This is a genomic window from Streptomyces sp. NPDC001770 (assembly GCF_053596135.1).
Genome location: NZ_JBSFFN010000047.1, coordinates 20,516 through 40,723, shown reverse-complemented (window position 1 = coordinate 40,723; position 20,208 = coordinate 20,516). Strand labels below are relative to the sequence as shown.

The 20,208-nt window shown below is 71.9% G+C and carries 21 protein-coding genes; 4 read left to right on the top strand and 17 right to left on the bottom strand.

Annotated elements, in window-relative coordinates:
• Nucleotides 1–6: 6 nt before the first annotated feature.
• Nucleotides 7–1,455 carry an aldehyde dehydrogenase family protein gene (locus ACWCSV_RS30775; RefSeq protein WP_451147826.1) on the bottom strand — a complete coding sequence of 483 codons (1,449 nt, stop codon included), beginning with the start codon at nt 1,453–1,455 and terminating at the stop codon, nt 7–9.
• 229 nt (nt 1,456–1,684) lie between these two features.
• Here ACWCSV_RS30775 and ACWCSV_RS30770 point away from each other — a divergent pair, with 229 nt between their 5' ends.
• Entirely contained in the window at nt 1,685–1,972 is a 288-nt protein-coding gene (locus tag ACWCSV_RS30770; RefSeq protein WP_451147824.1) for a putative quinol monooxygenase, read from the top strand.
• Between the two features lie 97 nt (nt 1,973–2,069).
• On the opposite strand, the gene ACWCSV_RS30765 is transcribed toward ACWCSV_RS30770, so the two are convergent.
• The 12 genes from ACWCSV_RS30765 to ACWCSV_RS30710 form a co-directional block, all read right to left on the bottom strand.
• Entirely contained in the window at nt 2,070–3,122 is a 1,053-nt protein-coding gene (locus tag ACWCSV_RS30765) for a methionine synthase II (cobalamin-independent)-like protein (RefSeq protein ID WP_451147822.1), read from the bottom strand.
• A gap of 3 nt (nt 3,123–3,125) precedes the next feature.
• Entirely contained in the window at nt 3,126–3,605 is a 480-nt protein-coding gene (locus ACWCSV_RS30760) for a GlcG/HbpS family heme-binding protein (protein ID WP_451147820.1), read from the bottom strand.
• On the bottom strand, nt 3,602–4,393 hold the full coding sequence (locus ACWCSV_RS30755) for an alpha/beta fold hydrolase (protein ID WP_451147818.1): 792 nt from the start codon (nt 4,391–4,393) through the stop codon (nt 3,602–3,604). The genes ACWCSV_RS30760 and ACWCSV_RS30755 overlap by 4 nt, the downstream gene beginning before the upstream one ends.
• A 25-nt stretch (nt 4,394–4,418) precedes the next feature.
• The gene (locus ACWCSV_RS30750) at nt 4,419–4,790 is read right to left on the bottom strand and encodes a VOC family protein (RefSeq protein ID WP_327178965.1); all 372 of its coding nucleotides are present in this window, start codon (nt 4,788–4,790) and stop codon (nt 4,419–4,421) included.
• Nucleotides 4,791–4,824: 34 nt separating this feature from the next.
• On the bottom strand, nt 4,825–5,613 hold the full coding sequence (locus tag ACWCSV_RS30745) for a fumarylacetoacetate hydrolase family protein (RefSeq protein WP_451147816.1): 789 nt from the start codon (nt 5,611–5,613) through the stop codon (nt 4,825–4,827).
• Between the two features lie 6 nt (nt 5,614–5,619).
• Nucleotides 5,620–7,068: an NAD-dependent succinate-semialdehyde dehydrogenase gene (locus tag ACWCSV_RS30740; RefSeq protein WP_451147814.1), complete on the bottom strand. Its 1,449-nt coding sequence runs from the start codon at nt 7,066–7,068 to the stop codon at nt 5,620–5,622.
• Nucleotides 7,069–7,146: 78 nt separating this feature from the next.
• On the bottom strand, nt 7,147–8,073 hold the full coding sequence (locus ACWCSV_RS30735) for a VOC family protein (protein ID WP_451147812.1): 927 nt from the start codon (nt 8,071–8,073) through the stop codon (nt 7,147–7,149).
• Nucleotides 8,074–8,235: 162 nt separating this feature from the next.
• On the bottom strand, nt 8,236–9,141 hold the full coding sequence (locus ACWCSV_RS30730) for a LysR family transcriptional regulator (protein WP_451147810.1): 906 nt from the start codon (nt 9,139–9,141) through the stop codon (nt 8,236–8,238).
• A 339-nt stretch (nt 9,142–9,480) separates the two neighbouring features.
• On the bottom strand, nt 9,481–10,422 hold the full coding sequence (locus tag ACWCSV_RS30725) for a sugar ABC transporter substrate-binding protein (protein ID WP_451147808.1): 942 nt from the start codon (nt 10,420–10,422) through the stop codon (nt 9,481–9,483).
• Between the two features lie 95 nt (nt 10,423–10,517).
• Nucleotides 10,518–11,531, bottom strand: coding sequence for an ABC transporter permease (locus tag ACWCSV_RS30720; RefSeq protein ID WP_451147806.1), 1,014 nt, complete (start codon nt 11,529–11,531; stop codon nt 10,518–10,520).
• Nucleotides 11,528–13,066 (bottom strand): sugar ABC transporter ATP-binding protein, encoded by a 1,539-nt coding sequence (locus ACWCSV_RS30715; RefSeq protein ID WP_451147804.1) that lies wholly within the window; start codon nt 13,064–13,066, stop codon nt 11,528–11,530. Before ACWCSV_RS30715 ends, ACWCSV_RS30720 begins: the two co-directional genes overlap by 4 nt.
• Before the next feature lie 38 nt (nt 13,067–13,104).
• Complete coding sequence (locus ACWCSV_RS30710; RefSeq protein ID WP_451147802.1) at nt 13,105–13,698, bottom strand: carboxymuconolactone decarboxylase family protein; 594 nt, start codon at nt 13,696–13,698, stop codon at nt 13,105–13,107.
• 186 nt (nt 13,699–13,884) lie between these two features.
• Here ACWCSV_RS30710 and ACWCSV_RS30705 point away from each other — a divergent pair, with 186 nt between their 5' ends.
• The gene (locus tag ACWCSV_RS30705) at nt 13,885–14,292 is read left to right on the top strand and encodes a cupin domain-containing protein (RefSeq protein WP_451147800.1); all 408 of its coding nucleotides are present in this window, start codon (nt 13,885–13,887) and stop codon (nt 14,290–14,292) included.
• An 86-nt stretch (nt 14,293–14,378) separates the two neighbouring features.
• Here the strand turns inward: ACWCSV_RS30705 and ACWCSV_RS30700 are convergent, their stop codons facing one another.
• The 4 genes from ACWCSV_RS30700 to ACWCSV_RS30685 all read right to left on the bottom strand — a co-directional run bounded on the left by ACWCSV_RS30700 (nt 14,379) and on the right by ACWCSV_RS30685 (nt 17,940).
• Nucleotides 14,379–14,915: a hypothetical protein gene (locus tag ACWCSV_RS30700; protein WP_451147798.1), complete on the bottom strand. Its 537-nt coding sequence runs from the start codon at nt 14,913–14,915 to the stop codon at nt 14,379–14,381.
• Nucleotides 14,916–15,002: 87 nt separating this feature from the next.
• Nucleotides 15,003–15,848 carry an ABC transporter ATP-binding protein gene (locus ACWCSV_RS30695; RefSeq protein WP_451147796.1) on the bottom strand — a complete coding sequence of 282 codons (846 nt, stop codon included), beginning with the start codon at nt 15,846–15,848 and terminating at the stop codon, nt 15,003–15,005.
• The gene (locus ACWCSV_RS30690) at nt 15,845–16,969 is read right to left on the bottom strand and encodes a FecCD family ABC transporter permease (RefSeq protein ID WP_451147794.1); all 1,125 of its coding nucleotides are present in this window, start codon (nt 16,967–16,969) and stop codon (nt 15,845–15,847) included. The genes ACWCSV_RS30695 and ACWCSV_RS30690 overlap by 4 nt, the downstream gene beginning before the upstream one ends.
• Nucleotides 16,966–17,940, bottom strand: coding sequence for a FecCD family ABC transporter permease (locus tag ACWCSV_RS30685; protein WP_451147842.1), 975 nt, complete (start codon nt 17,938–17,940; stop codon nt 16,966–16,968). Before ACWCSV_RS30685 ends, ACWCSV_RS30690 begins: the two co-directional genes overlap by 4 nt.
• A gap of 431 nt (nt 17,941–18,371) precedes the next feature.
• On the opposite strand from ACWCSV_RS30685, the gene ACWCSV_RS30680 reads away from it, so the two are divergent.
• Both ACWCSV_RS30680 and ACWCSV_RS30675 read left to right on the top strand, forming a co-directional pair.
• Complete coding sequence (locus tag ACWCSV_RS30680) at nt 18,372–19,355, top strand: ABC transporter substrate-binding protein (RefSeq protein WP_451147792.1); 984 nt, start codon at nt 18,372–18,374, stop codon at nt 19,353–19,355.
• On the top strand, nt 19,352–20,143 hold the full coding sequence (locus ACWCSV_RS30675) for a 2,3-dihydro-2,3-dihydroxybenzoate dehydrogenase (protein WP_451147790.1): 792 nt from the start codon (nt 19,352–19,354) through the stop codon (nt 20,141–20,143). Before ACWCSV_RS30680 ends, ACWCSV_RS30675 begins: the two co-directional genes overlap by 4 nt.
• Nucleotides 20,144–20,208: the final 65 nt, after the last annotated feature.

Sequence of the window (20,208 nt, the reverse complement as noted above, 5' to 3'; positions counted from 1 at the left end):
CGCGCGTCAGGAACCGAAGTGGAGGGCGACGGTCTTGACGCGGGTGTAGAAGCGGAGGGCCTCGGTGCCCTGCTCCTTGAACGCGGAGCCCGAGTCGCGGAAGCCGCCGAAGGGGTGGTGCACGTCCCAGCCGGTGGTCGTGGTGTTGACAGCGACCTGCCCGCAGTCGGCCTCCTCGGCGAATCGGTGGGCGGCGCGCAGGTCGCGGGTGAAGAGGGCGGCGGCGAGTCCGAAGCCGGAGTCGTTGACCTCCTCGACGGCCTCGTCGAAGCCGTCGACGGCGCGGACGACGACGACCGGGCCGAAGACCTCCTCGCGCCAGACGGCCATGTCGCGGGTCACGTCGCCGAGGACGGTCGGCAGGACCCAGCAGCCGTGGGCGTACGCGTCGTCCTTCGGGGTGTCGCCGCCGACGAGGACGGTGGCGCCCTCCTGGACCGCGCGCGCGATGTCGTCGAGGACGCTCCGGCGCTGGCCGGCGCTGACGAGCGGGCCGACGGAGAGGGTGCCCGTCTCCCGGGAGCCGAGCCCCAGGGCGGCGACCGCGTCCAGCAGCAGCCCGGTGAACTCCGCGTGCACGGACCGCTCGACGAGGACGCGGCTGGTGGCGGTGCAGCGCTGGCCGGTCTGGCCGAACCCGGCGGCGATCACGGCCTTCACGGCGGCCGTCAGGTCGGCGTCGGCGAGGACGACGGTGGCGTTCTTGCCGCCCAGCTCGCCCTGGAAGCGGACGTTGCGGTCGGCGAGCGAGCGGCGGATGGACTCGCCGACCGCGTTGGAGCCGGTGAAGGTGACGGCGGCGATGCGCGGGTCCGCGAGCAGCGGGGCGGAGATGGAGCCGCCTCGGCCGGTGACCACGCCCAGCACTCCGGCGGGCAGGCCGGCGTCGTGCAGGGCGCGGGCCAGGTGGAGCGCGGACATCGGGGTCTCGGAGGCCGGCTTGAGGACGACCGCGTTGCCGGCGGCGAGGGCGGGGGCCAGCTTGCGGGCCGGGGTCAGCAGCGGGTCGTTCCACGGGGTGATCGCCAGAACGGTGCCGAGGGGCTCGTTGTGGAAGCTGGTGCGCGTCTCGGGCCGGGCGTCGTGGACGAGGGTGCCGTAGCCGGTGCGGGCGAGACCCGCGTAGTACTCGAAGAAGTCGGCGGCCTTCTGGACCTCGCCGCCCGCCTCCTGGAGGGTCTTGCCGTTCTCGGTGACGACCGCGTCGGCGATTTCGGCGGCCCGCTCGCGGAGCAGCCGGGCCGTCTCGTGGAACACCCGGGCCCGCTCGAAGGGGCTGGTGCGCCGCCAGAGCGCGAAGCCCTTCTCGGCCTCGTCGTACGCGCGGGTGACCTCCCGGGCACCGAGCGCGGGGACCCGGGCGACCGGGGTGCGGGTGTCGGACGGGTCGTGGACCTCCAGCCATGCGTCGGCCGCCACCCACTGTCCGCCGAGAAGGGTTTCCATGGTGCGCATCTGGATCATTGCTCCCGTCCGACCGCGGCTGCTGCGCGCGGTCTACCGATGTAACGGCGTGGTCGTCACGACAACACCGCAAGTCCGCGGGGGTGACCAGGCCCGCGGCGGCAGACATTGCTTGCACGTCGCGCACGGGCCCCCGCGCGTCGGCTGTGCTGGAATCGGCACCGCTGAAGGCCCTGACGAAGTCCCCGACGAGAGCCCTGACGAAGAAGGAGGCCGCACCATGGCATTCGCCGTGATCGCCCACTACACCTGTGACCCCGCCGATGAGGACACGGTGCGTGCCGCGCTGCTGAAGACGCGCGCGCACACGCTGACCGAGCCGGGGAACCTCGGGTACGAGGTGCACGCGGAGGTGGACCGGCCGGGCGGGTTCGTGCTGTACGAGCGCTACGCCGACCGGGCCGGCTTCGACGCCCACGCGGCGGCGGACTACTTCGACGAGCTGATCGTCCGGACGGTTCGGCCGCTGCTGACGGACCGTGCGGTGACGTTCGCTGAGGTGCTGTAGCCCGGGTGGGCGCCATGGCGGCGGGGGCCGGACGCGGAGGCGTTCACCGGCCCCCGCCGCCATGGGCGTGTCCTGATCCCCCGCCGCCGTGCGCGGGTCAGAACTCGTTGCCCCAGCAGTAGCGGGCGAGGGTCTCCACCTGGACCAGCTTGCGGTGCTGCTCCTCGGCGCTCAGCAGCGGGCGGACGGCCACGTCCGCGAAGCCCCGGGAGGGCGAGAGCGCCATGTCCTCCAGGTCCTTGACCTCGGCCGCCGCGTCGATGCGGGCCATCACCGCGTCGATCTCCTCCATCGCGGCGGTGGTCGCGTCCACCGCGCCGAGGCAGGCGTCGCGGTCCTCGGGGAGGGCGCGGAGCAGTTCGAGTTCGGCATCGGTGCCCCGGTCGAGCGGCAGCACCCAGCGGTCGGCGGGGACCGTCGCGTACAGCCGCTCGGCGCGGGCGCGGTCCACCGCGCCGGGTGCTGCCCAGCCAGGCGCGACGGCGATCCGTACGCCCTCGGGGCGCTCGTCCAGCCGGACCGCGAGGGCCTCCACGGCGAGGGCGTCCTCGAAGGAGAGTGCGCCGGTGGCGCCGGGTCCGGCGGCCGTGTGGGCGAGCAGCAGCGGGTTGTTCAGCTGGATCAGGCGCACCCCCTTGGCGACGAGCAGCCGGATCTCCGCGTGGACGATCTCCGCCAGGGCCTCGCCGAGTTCGCGGGCGGAGGCGGGGCCTCCCGAGCCGGCCAGGGCCGGGTCGAAGGTGGTGGCGGCGAGGTACGCCGGGGAGGGCAGCGCGACCTTGGGCGCGACGACCGTCAGCTCGCCGAGCAGGCCGGCCCACTCGGCGACCAGCGGGCCGCCGGCCTCGGGGAGGGTTTCGGCGACCCAGCGGGCCAGGCCGTCGCTCTCCTCGCCGGTGCGCCGGAATCCGGTGACGCGGTCGAGGACGGCGCTGCGGAAGTCCTCACGGGGCAGGTCGCCGTCGGTGACGACGGTGGAGCGCAGGCGCCGCTGGAGGACCACGGCCTCCTTGACGGCCGCGCGCTCGGCCTCGCGCAGGCTCTCGGCGTCGGCCCCGCTCCCGGCGGTCCGCTCGCGGGCGGCCAGCAGGGCGGGCGGCCGGACCAGGCTGCCGTGATGGTCGATGCGGTAGTTGAACGTGTCCGCCATGGTTCAGGCGTCCTTTCCGGCGTTCGTGACGGGCTTGCCGGAGACGCCCCAGGCGGCGAACTCCAGTTCGTACCCGAGGGCGGCGAGCGTCTCGTCGGCGATCTGCTGGTCCTCGTCGGCGGTGCCGCCGGCGATGCCGAGGCCGCCGATGATCTCGCCGTCCTTCTTGATGGTGACGCTGCCCTCGGTGGCGAGGATGGGCATCGCGGCGCCGGGCAGCTGGGAGAGCTGGGAGAAGAAGACCGGCTGGCTCTCCTGCCACTTCTTCAGCATCTTCCCGGGGCGCTGCATGACGGCGGCGGTGTACGCCTTGGCCCGGGCGATGTCCGGGGTGAGGGGGCGGGCCCCGTCCGGGCGGCGGATGGCGACGGGGAAGCCTCCGGCGTCCACCACGGCCACGCTCACCGCCTTGCCGAGGGCCTGGGCCCGCTGGTGGGCCTCGGCGATGATCTCTTCGGCGGCGGCGAGGGTGAGGGTGCTCATGCGGCTTCCTTCGGTGCGGTGAGGGTGCGGCGCAGCCGGGCGACGGCGGCGTTGTACGGCTCCGGGGTCTCCCAGTACATGGAGTGCGGGGCGCCCGGGACGATCTCCAGGTGCGAGCCCTCGACCAGTTCGTGGGCGCGGGTGACCGTCTTGACGCTGAGCACCGCGTCCTTCTCGCCCGCGAGGAAGGCGACGGTGACGCCCGAGTCCCGTATCGCGTCCAGGGCGGGGCCGTCGGTGTCGAGGTTGCGCAGGTCCTGCATGGTGGCGGTGTTGAAGGTGCCCATCTGCTGGAAGAGGAAGGTGAGGTCCTTCCGCTCCTGCTGGAACTCCTTGGTCAGCAGCCGGTCGATGACGGGGAGTTTGACGGCCTCGGCGCGGTCGGCCGCGGCGAGTTCCTTCAGCTCGGGGTGGCTGATGCCGCCCAGCGAGTGGCCGAGGACGACCGCGCCGACGCGCCCGGGGCGTACGAGGCCGGCGCGCAGTGCGGCGACGGAGCCGATGGACTGGCCCACCAGCATGGCGTCGGTCAGGTCCTCCTGATCGAGCACGGCGACGACGTCCCCGTAGAAGGCCTGTCCGTCGAACTCGCTCTGCGGTACGGACAGTTCGGTCCGCCCGAAACCACGGAGGTCGAGCGTGACGACGGTGAATTCGTCGCGGAGGGCCGCCACTTGCTGCCACCAGGCGGCGTGGTGGCCTCCGGAGCCGTGGACGAACACGATCGCCGGGCCGCTGCCGTGGCGCTCGTAGTAGATGGACGCTCCGTCTGAATCGACGTAGGGCATGGAAGGATCTCCTGGTCTTGGCGGTTCAGTTGGGGCGCTTGCCGTGGAAGACCAGCTCGATCATCGTGTGGTCGGGGTCGTGGATGTAGCAGAACTTGGACTGGTTCTCCGGGCGTTCGATGGGGCGGGTGTGCCGGATGCCGAGGTCGGCGAGGTGCTCCATGAAGTCGTCCCAGTCGTCGACCTCGACGGCGAAGTGGTAAGGCGCCATCCGGTCCATGTCCTCGACGGGGGTGAAGTGGAGGTCGAAGTTGCCGCGGGTCATCAGCACCACGCGGGTGTTGGACTTCGGCATGATCCGCTTCATCCCGAAGACCCGGGCGTACCACTCGGCGGTGCGGTCGGGGTCGGTGGTGGGGAAGTTGACGTGGTGGATGTAGCGGGGTTCCTTGCTCACGGGGTACTGCCTTTCGGGGGAAGGTGGTGGCCGCTCAGCGGCGGTCGGGCTCGGCGAGGACGGTGTTCGACAGGACGCCGATGCCGCTGATCTCGACGTCGACCGTGTCGCCCGCCTCGATCTGGCCGGTGGACTCGGCGCCCATCCACAGCACGTCGCCGGGGTGCATGGTGATGTGCCGGGTGATCTCGACCATGAAGTCGTAGGGGTCGAAGACCATGTCGCCGGTCGGGAACAGCGCGCGGGTCTCGCCGTTGACGCGCAGCGTGGTGGTCTGTGCCAGGGCGTCGACGTCGGTCTCGATCCAGGGGCCCATCGGCTTGAAGGTGTCGCTGTTCTTGGCTCGCCAGAAGGTGCGGTCCTCGTGCTGCCAGGTGCGGGCGCTCACGTCGTTGCCGATGGTCCAGCCGAAGACGGCGTCCCGCGCCTGTTCGTACGTGGCGTGCCGCAGGGTCCTGCCGACGACCGCGACCAGTTCCGGTTCGGCCTCGAACCGGCCGCGTACCCCGGCGGGTTTCACGATCGCCGTGCCGTGGCCGGTCAGCGCGTTGTTGGCGCGGTAGCCGGCCTCCGGCCGCTCGGGCACGACTCCGGCCTTGTCGCCGAGCAGCCGGGCGTGCTCGATGTGACGCGGGTAGTTCATGCCGGCGGCGTAGAAGACGGGTGGGACGACGGGCGGCAGCCACTCCGCCTCGGCGAGCGGGATGGTGCCGATGACGGTGGGGTCGCCGTCCAGCGGGGAGTCGGAGAGCAGGCGTACGGAGTCGTCCTCCACGCGGCCCCAGACGGCCCGGCCGCCCACCCGGACCCGGGTGTATCGCATGGCGGATCAGTCCGTCAGCAGGTGGGAGACGCGCTTGGTGACCAGGTAGGCGTCCAGGCCCTCGGGGCCGCCCTCGCGTCCGTAGCCGCTGGCCTTGACCCCGCCGGACGGTGCCTCGTGGACGGATCCGCCGCAGTGGTTGAGGGAGAGGATGCCGGCCTCGAACTCGCGGGCGAGACGCTCGGCGGTGGCGGCGGAGCGGGTGAAGCCGTACGCGGCGAGGCCGTAGGGCAGCGAGTTGGCGATCCGCAGGGCCTCGTCGAGGTCGCGGAACGCGACGATGGGGGCGAGCGGGCCGAAGGGCTCGTCGGACATGAGCGCGGCGTCCTCGGGGACGTCGGTGAGGACGGTGGGGGCGAAGAACCAGCCCGCGCGGTCGAGGCGTTCGCCGCCGGTGCGGATCTTCGCGCCCTTGGCGACGGCGTCGGCGGTGAGTGCCTCCATCGCGCGCAGCCGGCGCTCGTTGGCGAGCGGGCCCATGGTGACGCCCTCGTCGAGCCCGTCGCCGACGACGACCGCCTCGGCGGCGCGGACGAACTCCTCGGTGAACTCCTCGACCAGGCTCTCGTGGACGAGGAAGCGGCTGGGCGAGGTGCAGACCTGGCCGGCATTGGCGAACTTGGCGGCGGCGGCGCGGCGGGCGGCGGTCACCGGGTCGGCGTCGGCGCACACGATGACCGGGGCGTGGCCGCCCAGCTCCATGAGCGACGGCTTCATCTCGGCCCCCGCGGCGGCGGCGAGCAGTCTGCCGACCGGCACGGAGCCGGTGAAGGCGACGAGCCGGGTGGCGGGGTGGGCGATGAGGTGGGCGGAGACCTCGGCGGGTTCGCCGAAGACGAGGTTGAGCACGCCTGCGGGCAGCCCGGCGTCCTCGAAGCAGCGGACCAGTTCGACGGCGGTGCCGGGGGTCTCCTCGGAGGCCTTGATGACGAGGGAGCAGCCGGCCGAGAGCGCCGCGGCGATCTTCCGCATCGGTGAACCGGCGGGGAAGTTCCAGGGGGTGAAGGCGGCGACCGGGCCGATGGGCCGGCGGCGGACGGAGAGCAGGGTGCCGTCCTCGGAGGGGATGATCCGGCCGTAGGCGCGGCGGGCGTCGTCGGCGTCCCAGCGCAGGGCCCCGGCGACCCGTTTCGCCTCCCCGGTGGCTTCGCTCAGCGGTTTGCCCTGTTCGCGGGTCATGATCCGGCCGACCTGGCCGGCGCGGGAGACGAGCAGGGCGGCGGCTTTGTGGAGGATCGCGGTGCGCTCGGCTATCGGGGTGTCGCGCCAGAGCGCGAAGCCGGCGGCCGCCGCTTCGGCGGCGCGGTCGAGGTCGGCGGTGGTGGCGAGCGGGACGTGTCCGATCACCTCTTCGGTGGCCGGGTTCACGACCGGTACGGTCGCTCCGGCCCCGCCCTCGCACCATTCGCCCGCTATGTACATGCGGATGGCGGGGTAGTCGTCGTGGGTCGTCATGGGTGCGTGTGCCCTCTCACGCTCGGCGGGTGGGTAGTCGGGAGGCGCCGGGTGTCGTCCGGCGGGTGCGCGGGCCCGTCAGGAGGCGGGGGTCCCGGACGCGTCACGGGAGGTGCGCAGGGTCCAGATGTGGTGCGGCGGGGTGGTTTCGTGGACGCGGGTCTCGTACGAGGCGTCGACGCGGTCCATGTCGGCGGCGTACTCGACGCGGCCGCCGCAGGGGGCGTGGACGAAGCGGAAGACGTTGGAGCCGACGGTGTGCCGGCCGAGCCTGCGGGCCTCCTGCCAGCCCTGGGCGATCATGTGGTTGCCGCCCTCGATCACGTCGTCGAACCCGGGGACCTCGTAGCTGACGTGGTTGACGCCGGCCCGGTCCGGGCGGTGGCAGAGCAGGAAGTTGTGCTGGTCGTCGTCGCCCTCGCACTGCATGAAGGTGCCCATCGGCTTGACGATGTCGGTCGCCCGGAAGCCGAGCCGGTCGAGGTAGAAGGCGACGGCCTTCTCCTGTCCGGCCTTGGGGATGTTGAGGGCGACGTGGCACATGCGCAGCGGGCGGACCCGGCCGACGGGTTCCAGCGGGGTGTTCCAGCGGCGCACGCTGCCGGAGGTGTTGGCCTCGCGGGGTCCGCCGGCCGTGTCGGGCGCCTCGGGGCGGGCGAGGGCGAGGCCGAGGCCGAAGCCGGTCTCGTCCCGGGTGTGGTGCACCCCGTCACCGGTGAGGGTGACCTCGCGGTCGACGGCGACCCGGGCGACGAGCTTCGCCAGTTCCGCCTCGGTGTCGACGCCCCAGACCACCTCGCGGAGGGTGGGGCCTTCTTCCAGGGCGGGCGGCAGGGAGGGGCCGGGGAGGGTGTCGAGGTGGAGTGCCTGGCCCGCCTGGGTCTCGAACGTGGCGCGGGTGGCGGTGCGTTCCCCCGGGATCAGCCCGAAGTCCGTGAAGAAGCGGACACAGGCGTCGAGGTCGTCGATGCTGTAGGTGACCGACTCTATTCTCTGAATTCCCATGAACTCCTCGTTCCGCGGGCCGCGGGCGCTGGACGCGTTGCACCGGCCCGGTCAGCATAGAAATCCGTACGCACAGCCCTCAATGAACCGGCATTTCGGATGATGCAATCATTTCTTGCACGGATGGTCGCGTCGTCCGGTTGCCCCGGGGCCCCCGTTGCCTCACATGGCGGGAATGGGGTTCTCCGAGAACCACTTGGCGAGGAATTCGAGGAATACGGTCACCTTGCGCGGCGTCTCCTGGCCGGGTCCGTAGATCGCGTACAACGGCCGTTCGGGGACCGCGAGTTCGGGGAGCAGTACCCGGAGCGCGCCGGAGACCAGGTCGTCGTAGGCCGGCCGCTGCGGGAGCAGAGCGATCCCCCGGCCGTGCACGGCCGCCTTCTGCAGTGCGATGTAGGAGTTGGACGAGAACGCCACGTTGCGGATCTTGTGCAGGGTGCTCGCGTGGCCGTGCCCGACGCGCCAGACGGGATCGTTGACGTGGACCAGGCAGTCGTGGAAGGCGATGTCGTTCGGGTGGCTCAGCGTCCCGTGCTCTTCCAGGTACCTCTCCGACGCGCACAGTACGAAGGGAAGTGAGGCGATTTTCTTCAGGCGGACACTGGAGTCCCGCAGGTCGCGCGTATGGAAGGCGATGTCGAATCCGCCGTCCAGGAAATCGTAGGTGCGGTCGGAAATTCCGCCCAGTTCGAAGCGGACGACGATTTTCGGGTGGGCGACGGAGAAGGCCGATATGGCGTCACCGAGATCGAGGCTGCCTATCCACTTCGGGCAGATGATGTTGAGCGAACCCTCCGGCCGGTCGTGGAGCTGCGCGATGTGCGAGTCCTCGGCGGAGATCTCCTCCAGGATGCGCGCCGCGAACTCCGCGTAGCGGAGTCCGGGCTGGGTGAGGCTGACGGAACGGGCCGTGCGGTTGACGAGACGGACCCCGATCTGGCGTTCCAGTTCCGCGACGTGGCGCGAGATGAGTGATCCCGAGGAGCTCAGCGCTTTGGCCGCCCCGCTGAAGCTGCCGATGTTGGCGACGGTGACGAAGCTGCGCATGAGGAGCAGACGGTCCATGGTGGTACCTCCGGCCGCTCACGGCCCCGGTGGTGGCCGGGCCGTGCGTGGCGGGTTGTGCGGGCGGAGCCTCCGCGCGGCGCTCCGGAACGGGATCACTCAGTGGGTGCGCGGAATGGGTGTTCCGGAACGGGGTGCGCCGGAACGGGGGGTCTTGGAACGGGTGTGCCGGAACGGGGCGTCTCGGAACGGGGTGTGCCGGAACGGGCCGTCTCGGAACGGGGTGTGCCGGAACGGGCCGTCTCGGAACGGGTGTGCCGGTACGGTGTCGCGGGCCCCCGGTGCCCGGAGTCTGTCGGGTGACCGCCGATCGCCCGATCGGAGGCCGCCCGCGCCGGCTCAGGGGCAGTACTGCGGAGCCTTGTCCAGGTTGTCCTTGGTGACCAGCAGGATCGGCGTCTTGTCGATCTTGCTGATCTTCTTTTTGTCGAGCAGTCCTATCGCATTGTTCACCGCAAGGGAACCCGTGCTCATGGCCGAGTTCGCCACGGTTGCGGAGAGTTCGCCCTTCTCGACCCCTTCGAGGCCCCGGTCGGTGCCGTTGACCGTGACGATCTTGACGTCCGCGCCTGCCGAGGAGAAGGCCGTACGGGCGGCGAGCGCCATCTCCTCGTTGGCGACGAAGGCGTACTGGAGATGCGGGTGCGCCTGGATCATGTTCTCCGCGACGTCCTTGGCCTTGGCCGCGTTGAACATGCCCGGCTGGTTCGCGACGACCTTCGCGGTGGCCGGCAGTGCCTTGGTGAATCCGGCGACCAGCATGTCGGAGGCGGCACCGGGGGCACCGGCGATCACGCCGACCTCCACGGACCTGCCCGCGGCGTCCTTCTCCACCCAGCCCGCGTCCAGCGCGCCGACCGCGCCCAGGTCCACGACGACCGCGCCGAGGATCTGGGAGGGGTCGTCGGTGACGACGGAGGTGAGGAAGATCGGTATGCCGGCGCTCTTCGCCTTGGCGATGTCGCCCTTGAGCGCGTCGACGTTCACCGTCTGCACGATGAGCGCGTCGACGTTGCGCGAGATCATGTCCTCGATGTTGGACAGCTCGGTGCCGGGATTCTGGTGCGAGTTGGCCGTGTAGATCTTCGCGTCGCCGTTCTTGGCCGTGGCCTCCACCGCCTTCTGGAGGCAGGTGTGGAACTCGGTGTCACCGCCGTTGACGAAGCCGAGGGTGACGGAGTCACCGCCGGGACCGGACTGGCCGCTGCAGCCGCTGAGAGCCAGCGCGGCTCCCACGACGGTCGTGGCCAGCACTCTTCGCGGGTGGGTGGACAGGCTCATGGGGTATCGCCTTTCGTGGCGTGCGTGGGACATCGGTGGCCGTGCACGGAGAGTGGGGCGCGGTACGGGAGTGCCGGACCGCGTGACGGAGTGCGTCAGTGACGGGACTTCTTGTGGAGCTGGTTGGCGATCGCCGCGATGAGCAGGACCGAACCGACCGAGATCTGCTGGAAGTAGCTGGACACCTGGAGCAGGTTCAGGGCGTTGGCGACGACGCCGAGCAGGACGACGCCGAGGGCGGTGCCGACGACGGTGCCGCTGCCTCCGGCGAGCGAGGTTCCGCCGATGACGACGGCGGCCACGGCGGTGAGCTGCAGGGTCAGACCGCCGGTTCCGGGGCTGCTCGCGCCGAGCCGGGACAGCAGCATCAGCCCGGCGAGTCCGGCGAGGGTCCCGGCCAGCCCGTAGAGCAGGAGCTTGTTCCGGTTGACGCCGATGCCGCTCAGACGGGCGACGTGCTCGTTGCCCCCGATGGCGAACGCGTCGCGGCCGAAGACGGTGAACTTCATGACCAGACCGGCCACCACCAGCACCAGGACCGCCACGATCAGCAGGTAGGGGATGCCGAGGATCTTGCCGTTGCCCAGGGAGGAGAGGTGGGTGCCGATCGACACGCTCAGACCGTCCAGGACGAGCAGCGCGACCCCGTCCAGCAGGGTGGCCGTCGCCAGCGTGGCGACGAAGGGTGCCACGTTCGTGTAGGTGACCACGAGCCCGTTGACCAGGCCGATGAGGGTGGCCAGCACGAGGGAGACGACGACCGTCACCGCGGTGGACTCGCCGTGGGCCAGCAGCTGGGCGGCCACCGCCGTGACCACGGCCGCGTTGCTGCCCATCGAGAAGTCCATGCCTCCGGCCGTCATGAGCAGCGTGAGACCGGCGGCGAGCACCGCCGACACGCTGACCTGGCGGAGGACGTTGATGAGGTTGGTCGAGGTGGCGAAGGAGTCCGTCTCCAGGCTCGCGAAGACCACGACGATGATCAGCACGGCGAAGAGGCCCGCGTGCGGGACACCGAAGAGGGACCGCAGCGAGGTGCGCGCCCCGGAAGCGGTGTCCGGGCTGCTTTCCTTCGCGCGGGGCTGTGCCGGGGGCGCTTCGAGGCTCACTTGCTCTGTCCTCCGAGGGCGAGGGCGACGAGTTGGTCGCGGGTGATGGTGTTGACGTCGTGTTCGGCGACCGCCCGTCCCCCGCTGACGACGATCACCCGGTCGGCCAGCCGCATGACCTCCTCGGCGGAGGAGGAGGCGAGCAGCACGGCGACACCGCGGGCGGCGAGGTCGTCGACGAGGGTGTGGATGTCCGCGATGGCAGCGACGTCGACGCCGTTGGTGGGGTCCTCCAGGAAGCAGGCGACGGGCGCGGTCTCCAGCCACTTCGCCAGCAGGACCTTCTGCTGGTTGCCTCCCGAGAGGCGGCCGACGGGCGGGTTGCGGGTGAGGGAGACGACTCCGTAGCTCTCCCGCCGCGGGGCGGCCCGGCGGGAGAGGGCGGACCAGCGCTGGAGGCGGCGGCGCTCCAGGCGGTCGCCGGCCAGCATCAGGTTCTCGTCCAGCGAGAGTTCCGGGATCAGGCCGAGGGCCCTGCGGTCGCCGGTGACGCAGCGCAGACCGCTGGCGAGGGACCGGGGTATCCGGCCGAAGGGTACGGCGTCGCCGTCCACGCTCATCTCGCCCGCGTCGGGGCGCCGGCGGCCGGAGAGCAGGTCGAAGAGGCGTGACTGCGCGTCGCCGGCAGGGCCGAGGACGGCCACGATCTCGCCCTTGCGCACCTCGACCGCGAAGTCCTCGATGGCGCGGCCGTGCGTGAGCCCCCGGACCGCGAGGCCGGTCTCCCGTGACGGGGTGGGGCGTTCGGGGCGGGTGGAGACGACGTCCCGGCCCACCATGGCGCGCACCAGTCCCGCGGCGTCGGTGCCGGCCGCCGGCCCGCTGTGCACCACCGCGCCGTCCCGCAGGACGGTGACGTGGTCGGCGACGGAGAGCACCTCGTCGATGTAGTGCGAGATGTAGACGACGGCCATGCCCTCGTCACGCAGGGTCCGCACCAGCGCCCTGATGCGGTCGGCGGCCTCGGCGCCGAGGCAGGCGGTCGGCTCGTCGAGGATGAGGACCCTCCCGCCGCGCCGGACCTCGCGGGCGACCTCGACCATGGTCTGCTCCGCGACGGTCAGCCCGCCCGCGGTCCGCTCCACGTCGATGGCGATGCCGAGGTCCGCGAGAGCCTTGCGGGCCTGCTCCCGGACCGACTTCCAGGCGACGAACGCGCGGGGTGCGGGCAGGTCGCCGAGGAGGATGTTCTCGGCGACGGTCAGCTCCATGACCAGTTCGCGGCGCTGGGGCACCGTCGAGATGCCGAGCCGCCGGGCCTGCCGCGTCGACAGGCCCGGCTGCGGCTGCCCGTCGATCTCGACGGTGCCGCCGTCCGCCTGGTGGACTCCGGCCAGTACCTGGACGAGCGTGGACTTGCCGGCCCCGTTCATCCCCATCAGGGCGTGGATCTTCCCCGGCCTGATGTCGAGGGAGACCCCTTTGAGGGCGGCGGCCCCGCCGAAGCTCTTCCTGAGGTCGCGGATGCGGACCACCGGCTCCCGGGGCGCCTCGACGGCGGTGGTGCTCCTGTGCGGTGCGGTACTGGTCGTCACGTCACAACTCCCCTCGGTACGTCGGTCGGCGGGCTGGGTCACGGCTGTGACCGCTCCCCGTCACCGGCGACGCGGGCGAAACCGCGGATGTCGGGGAACGGCGGCTCGCGGTCGGCCTGGAGGTCCACCTGGAAGGTGTTCAGGCACATGCCGAGCATCGTGAAGTTGCCCAGCGAGCCGATGGCGTCGACCAGGCCCTGGGAGCCGAAGTGCTGGTGGGCGGCGGCGAAGGTCTCGTCGGAGACGAAGTGCTTCTCCAGCACCTCCTGGCAGAAGGTGTAGAAGGCGGTGTCCGCCTCGTCGTCGAACTCAGGGGTCCGCCGCTCGGCGATCGCGTCCACGGCGGCGGCCGGTACACCGGCCTCGATCGCCGCCTCGACGTGGGCGTTCCAGGAGTACTGGGCGTCCCAGTTGCGGGCGGCCATCAGGAGGGTCAGCTCCCGCAGGTGCTTGGGCAGGTCCGAGTCGAACCGGACGAACGCCCCGAGGGACTCCACGCGTTCGCAGAGCCCGGGGCTCCGCAGCCAGACCCGGAACGGTCCGCGCACCCCGCCACGACGAGCGGTGATGCGGGCATGGAGCTCCTGCTGGTGCTCGTTCATCTCTTCGGTACGGAGAACGGGGAGGCGCATGGCCGGTCCCTGCCTTTCGATCTGCGACACAAACTCGAAATGTGCGATGGCAGCAGACCGTACATCCGGCTGGTAGAGGCTCACCCTTCTCGGAACGCAAGGTAAAGGTGCGCATCCGGGGCCTCTCAGCGGGGCCCGTTTCCCCTAACGTCGGACGACGCCTCTCACCGTCGAAAGGGTTTGCACATGAGCGTCATCGTCAAGGCCGCCTCCGTCCCGTTGCTGGACCGGGGAGGTTCGATCGTGACGACCCCGCTGGTCACGACCGTCTCGGCGGCCGGCGAGAATCGGATCACCAGCGGAATGAGCGTTTATCCGGTCGGTTCCGGGGCGCCGATGCACTCGCACAACTGCGACGAGCACGTGACGATTCTCGAAGGAGAGGCGGAAGTACTGGTGGAGGGCTCCGTGACGCGTTTGGAGCGCTACGACACCACGTACATCCCCTCTCCCGTCCCCCACCTCTTCCGGAATGTCGGTGACACTCCGCTGCGCATCCTGTGGGTGTATACCTCGGGGACGGTGACGCGCACGTTCACCGACACCGGGGTGACGGTCGAACACCTCTCGGCGGAGGACCTGATGGGGCGCTGAGCGGCAGGCGCCCGGCCGCGCATCGGGCGGGGCGGCCCGGCCGGGGGCCGCCCGTACTCCCGGGGCGCACACGCCGGCGGCGGCTCCTACTCCGCGTCCGCCCGCGACAGCGCCTCGGAGATCAGCCGGGTGGCGAAGTCGGGGTCGTCGGTGATGCGGTTGATGTGCTCCGCGAGCAGGAACGCGGTGGCCTCCAGCGGGTTCATCTCCACCTTGGCCCACTCCCCGAACTGGCCGCGCCACAGGCTGGGGCTCAGCCCGGTGGCGGCCGCGATCACCAGGCCGGCCATGGTGGGGATGGTCTCGGGCCGGATGCTGACGGGCATCATGCGCATCGTGGCCACGAGGTTGGGCACCACATACTCGACGACGTCCTTCCCGTGCTCCTCGTGGGCCTTCCGCAGCCACGTCATGAACATGTAGATCAGCGTGCACGCGCCGTCCAGCACGTCCCTGGCCCCGTCCGGCCCGAGGGACGCGACGAACTGATCGCTCAGCTCACGCTGTTCGGGATCGGTTTCGCCGTCGCGGTCGTGGATGGTCCTGAGCCGTGAGTCGATCATCATGAGCGCCGCGCCCACGTCGCCGGCAGGGGCGTGTTTCGGGTCGTAGAGCGATGACACAGGAGTCCTCCTCGGGGGTCGGCCCGCGGCCGGCGTGACCGTACGGTAGACGGCCGAAGGGGCCCGGCCCGCGGGTTCCGGAGGCCTTCACCCGATGGTGGCTCCTTCCGTCACCGCCGTGCGCGCCCGGGCGACCACGACGGGCGATTCGTCCACCGGTGCCTGAAGGACGTCGGCCTCCACCCCGTACAACTCCCGGACCAGGGAAGCGGTCACGGTGGTGCGCGGGTTTCCCTGGGCCACGACGCCGCCGTCCTTCATCGCGACGAGGAGGTCGGAGTAGCGGGCGGCGGCGGCCAGGTCGTGCTGGACCATGACGACCGTACGGCCGGCACGCGCGACGTCGCGGACGAGTTCCAGGACCTCCACGACGTGCCCCAGGTCGAGGGCGCTGGTGGGTTCGTCGAGCAGGACCACGGGGGTCTGCTGGGCGAGCACCATGGCGAGCCAGCAGCGCTGGCGCTGGCCGCCGGAGAGCCGGTCGAGCCGCTCACCGGCCAGGCCGGTGGTGCCGGTGGCCTCCAGCGCCTCGCGCACCGCGGTCTCGTCCTCGCGCGACCACTGCCGCAGCAGGCCCTGGTGGGGGTGGCGGCCGTACCGTACGAGCCCCGCGACGGTCACCGCCTCGGGGGCGCGGGGCGACTGGGGCAGCAGGGCGACGCGGCGGGCGGCCGGGCGGCGGCCGAGCGTCCAGATGTCCGCGCCGTCGGCGTGGACCGTACCGGACTCCGGCCGGTGGAGCCGGGCGACCGCGCGCAACAGGGTCGATTTCCCACAGCCGTTGGGGCCGACGATCGAGGCGACCCGGCCGGCGGGCACGGTGAACCCCGCGTCCTTGACGACGGTGCGGCCGGGGTACGAGACGTGGAGCCCGCGGACTTCGAGGCCGCCCGGGGCGTTCTTCGTGGAGGTGTTCATGACGGGGGTGCTCATGCCTTTGCTTCCGTGCGGTCCGAGCGGAAGAGGACCCAGAGGAGGAAGGGCCCGCCGAGGACGCTGGTGACGACGCCGACAGGGAGTTCGACGGGGGCGGCGACGCGGGCGAGCGCGTCGGCAGCGGTGACGAGGGCGGCTCCGGCCAGGCCCGCGCCGAGGACCGGTACCCGGGTGGGTCCGGCCAGTCGCTGCGCGAGGATGGGGGCGCCCAGCGCGATGAAGGCGACCGGTCCGCCGACGCCTACGGCGACCCCGGCGAGCAGGACGGCCAGGGCGAGCGCGGCGGCGCGCACCCGGCGCAGGTCGACGCCGAGCGTGGCGGCCATGTCGTCTTCGAAGCGCAGGAGTTGGAGTCGGTGTCCGGACGCGAGGGCCCATGGGACGAGGAAGCAGAGGGCGATCAGCAGAGGCGTACCGGCCGCCCAGTCACGGCCGTTGAGGCTGCCGACGGCCCAGAGGAACACCCCGCCCGCCGAGTTGTCGTTCTCGCGGGACATCACGAGGTCACTGACGGCCCCGACGAAGGTGGAGACGCCGATGCCGGTGACCAGGACGCGGTAGCCGGCGCTGCCGGCCCCGCCCGCGCACAGCACGACGAGCGCGGCGGCGGCGACGGCACCGACCGGGCCGAGCCACCACATGCCGACCATGCCGGTGGAGGTTCCGGCGGCCGCGGCGACGACCGCCGCCGTGGCCCCTTCGTTGACGCCCACCAGGTCCGGGGTGGCGAGCCGGTTTCCGGCGAGGGTCTGGGTGAGGCAGCCGGAGATGCCGAGCGCGGCGCCGACCATGATGCCGACGAGGACGCGGGGCAGCCGGAATTCCTGGATGACCATCACGGTGCCCGCGTCGCCGGTGCCCAGCAGCCCGGAGAGGGTCCGCGTCGGGCTCATGCCGGAGGAGCTGGCCAGCACGGCGACCGCCACGAGCAGCGCGAGGGCGGGAACGAGAAGCGCCGCGACGAGGGCGCTGCGGCGCGGGAAGAGCCAGGAGAGACCTCCGGCGCGCAGCACGGTGGAGTCGGGCGGGGTGAGATCCGGCCGGGCAGGCTTCCGCCGGGGGAGGCCGTCCGCGGCGGGGCGGGGCCCGACGGGCGCGGGCCGGGTGTTCCCGGTCATGCGGCGGCCCCCGCGGTGGAGAGGCGGGAGGAGCGGGCGATCCAGACGAGCAGGGGGCCGCCGACGAAGGCGAGGAGCACGCTGACCGGGGTCTCCCAGGGGCGGATGACGATCCGGGCGAGGATGTCGGCGAGGATCATGACGTCGGCGGCGATCAGTGCGGAGAGCGCGAGTTGGGCGCCCACGGACGCGCCGGCCAGGGCGCGCGCGGCGTAGGGCGCGAGCAGTCCGAGGAAGGCGATGGGCCCCGCGACCGCGACGGCGCAGCCGGCGAGCAGCGACACGGCGACGGCCACCACGAGGCGGATCCGCCCGGGGTGGTGGCCGAGCGAGCGCGCTCCGTCGTCGCCGAGGCCGAGGGCGGCGAGCGGCCTGGCGCAGCAGCCCGCGGTGAGCAGGCCGAGCGCCACCAGTGGTACGAGGGGCACCAGTTGACCGGTTTCGACTCCGGCGAGCGAGCCGATGGTCCAGTAGCGGTAGGTGTCGAAGGTGGACTGGGTGCCCAGCAGGACGTACGAGGTGAGGCCGTGGAAGGTCGCGCTGAGCGCGGCACCGGCGAGCACCAGGCGCAGCGGTGAGCCCGCGGACCGCCCGGAGGCGGCGAGCAGAAGGACGACCGCGCTCGCCGCCATGCCGCCGAGCAGCGCCCAGACCAGCAGGGCGCCGGAGGATTCGGCGTGGAAGAAGGTGAGTCCGAGGACGACGGCGAACGCGGCGCCGGAGTTGACGCCGAGCAGCCCGGTCTCCGCGAGGGGGTTCCGGGTGGCGGCCTGGAGGAGGCAGCCGGCGGAGCCGAGGCAGAGGCCCACCAGGATCGCGGCGAGGGTGCGCGGGAGGCGTACGTCCATGACGGCGAGGCGCAGTCGGGCGTCGGCACGGGCGGACGGGTCGCCCCAGAGGTAGTCCCAGGCCCGGGCGGGTGGGGTGGAGCCGGTGCCGGTCAGCAGGGAGACGAGGACCAGGCCGAGCAGGGCGACGAGGGCAACGACGGCCCACCTGGCCGGACGACGCCCCCCGGCCTCCGCCCCGGAGGTCCACCTGGACGGACGCGTGCCCCGGGCCCCCGCTCCTGAGGTCCGGCACTCGGCCGGAGCTCCGACGGCACTCCGGGCCGGGTGCGGGTCTTCGGTCTTCGCTCCAGCGGTCCCGGCCGGATACGGGTCTCCGCTGCCCACTCCGGTCCGATTCCCATGAAAGGCCCTGGATGTCCCGGTTTTCACCCTCCCTGGAGGGCCCCCTTGCGCATTGAACATATGGTTAGCCTAACCTAAGTAACGATGACCGGTCCGGGGCCCCCCACGCCGATCCGGCCGGGATTCGTCGTGCCCGCACGTGGCCCGTCCCCCCATGACGGGACATCAAGCACCCGCCCGTTCCACCCTTCCCACGGAGGTTTCCGGCCATGACGCCGAACCAGTCCCCCACTCCCCGCCGCACCGTCCGCCCGCTGGCCGCGGTCGCCGTCCTCGGCATCTGCGCGTTCACGGCGACCGCCTGCGGCTCCTCGGACTCGGGTGCCGCGTCCGGTGGTTCCGGCAGGAAGAGCGGCACGACCGTCACCGACGCGGCCGGCACCGAGGTGACCGTCCCCGCCGATCCCTCGCGGGTCGTGGTCCTGAGCGAGATGGACCTCGACTCCTCGCTCACCCTCGGCGTGAAGCCGGTGGGCCTCACGGCGGGGCGCGGCCAGAAGGGCGCCCCGGCGTACCTGGCGGAGAAGGCCAAGGGCATCCCGGTGGTGGGCGCGGTCACCGGCCCGGACATCGAGAAGGTGGTCCGGGCAGACCCGGACGTGATCCTCGCCGGGCAGATGACGGACACCCAGGTGCTCGCGCAGCTGCGGAAGATCGCGCCCACACTGGTCACCATCGGGAACGACAAGGACTGGAAGAAGTCCCTGTCGCTCACCGGTGAGGTGCTCGGCAAGGCCAACGAGGCCGACGCCTTCCTCGCCGGCTACGACACGAAGGTCGCCGCCCTCAAGAGCGACCTCGGTCCCGAGGCCGGCGCCGAGGTCTCCGTCGCCCGCTACTCCCCGCAGGGCTCCGCCGTCATGCAGCAGGGCGTGTTCGTCAGCGACGTGCTGAACGACCTCGGCTTCACCCGTCCGGGCATCCAGGCCGAGAAGGGCGAGGGCCACTCCACGCCGATCAGCGACGAGAACCTCGCCGAGATCGACGGTGACTGGCTCTTCATCGGCACCCTGACCTCGACCGGCACCTCCGGCGTGGTCGACCAGCTCTCCAGGAAGCCCGCGTACCAGCAGCTCGGCGCGGTCAAGGCGGGCCATGTGACCGAGATCGACGGCTCGATGTGGACGAGCCTCGGTGGCGCGGAGGCCGCGGTGAACGTCCTGGCCGACCTCCGGAAGGCCATGGTCAAGTGAGCACCGAGTTCGACGGGAGGCTCGCGTTCGTCACGGGCGCCGGGCGGGGCATCGGCGAGGCCGTCGTCACCGCGCTCGTGGAGCGCGGCGCCCGGGTGGTGGCCACCGACGTCGCCGCCGACGGCATCGAGGCCCTCGCACGGAAGTACGGCTCCCGGGTGGTCGCCCGCCCGCTCGACGTCACCGACGCCGAAGCCGTCGATGCGGCGGTCGAGGAGGCCGAACAAGCCCTCGGTCCCCTGGAGTTCGCGGTCAACGTGGCCGGTGTGCTGCGCAACGCCGACGTGCTCGACACCACCGACGCGCACTGGGCCGCCACCTTCGCCGTCAATGTCGACGGAGTGTTCCACGTCTCCCGTTCCGCCGCCCGGCGGATGGCCGCGCGCGGCCGGGGCGGCATCGTCACGGTCGCCTCCAACGCGGCGGGCATCCCGCGCGCCGGCATGGCCGCGTACGCCGCGTCCAAGGCGGCCTCGGCGATGTTCACCAAGTGCCTCGGTCTGGAGATGGCCGCGCACGGCGTCCGCTGCAACAACGTCTGCCCCGGCTCGACCATGACGGACATGCAGCGCGCCATGTGGGCCGATCTTGACCCGGCGGACGTGGCCGCCGCCGCGGACCGCGTCGTCGCGGGCGACCTCGCCGCGTACCGGACGGGCATTCCGCTCGGCCGCATCGCGGACCCCTCCGACATCGCCGACGCCGTGACGTTCCTGCTGTCCGACCGCGCCCGCCACATCACCATGCAGGACCTGTACGTGGACGGCGGCGCCACCCTCCGGGCCTGACCCCCGGCCCCTGGTAAGCGCGCTCCGTCCCCCTGTCTCACCGCCCCGCCGCCGACCCGGCGGGA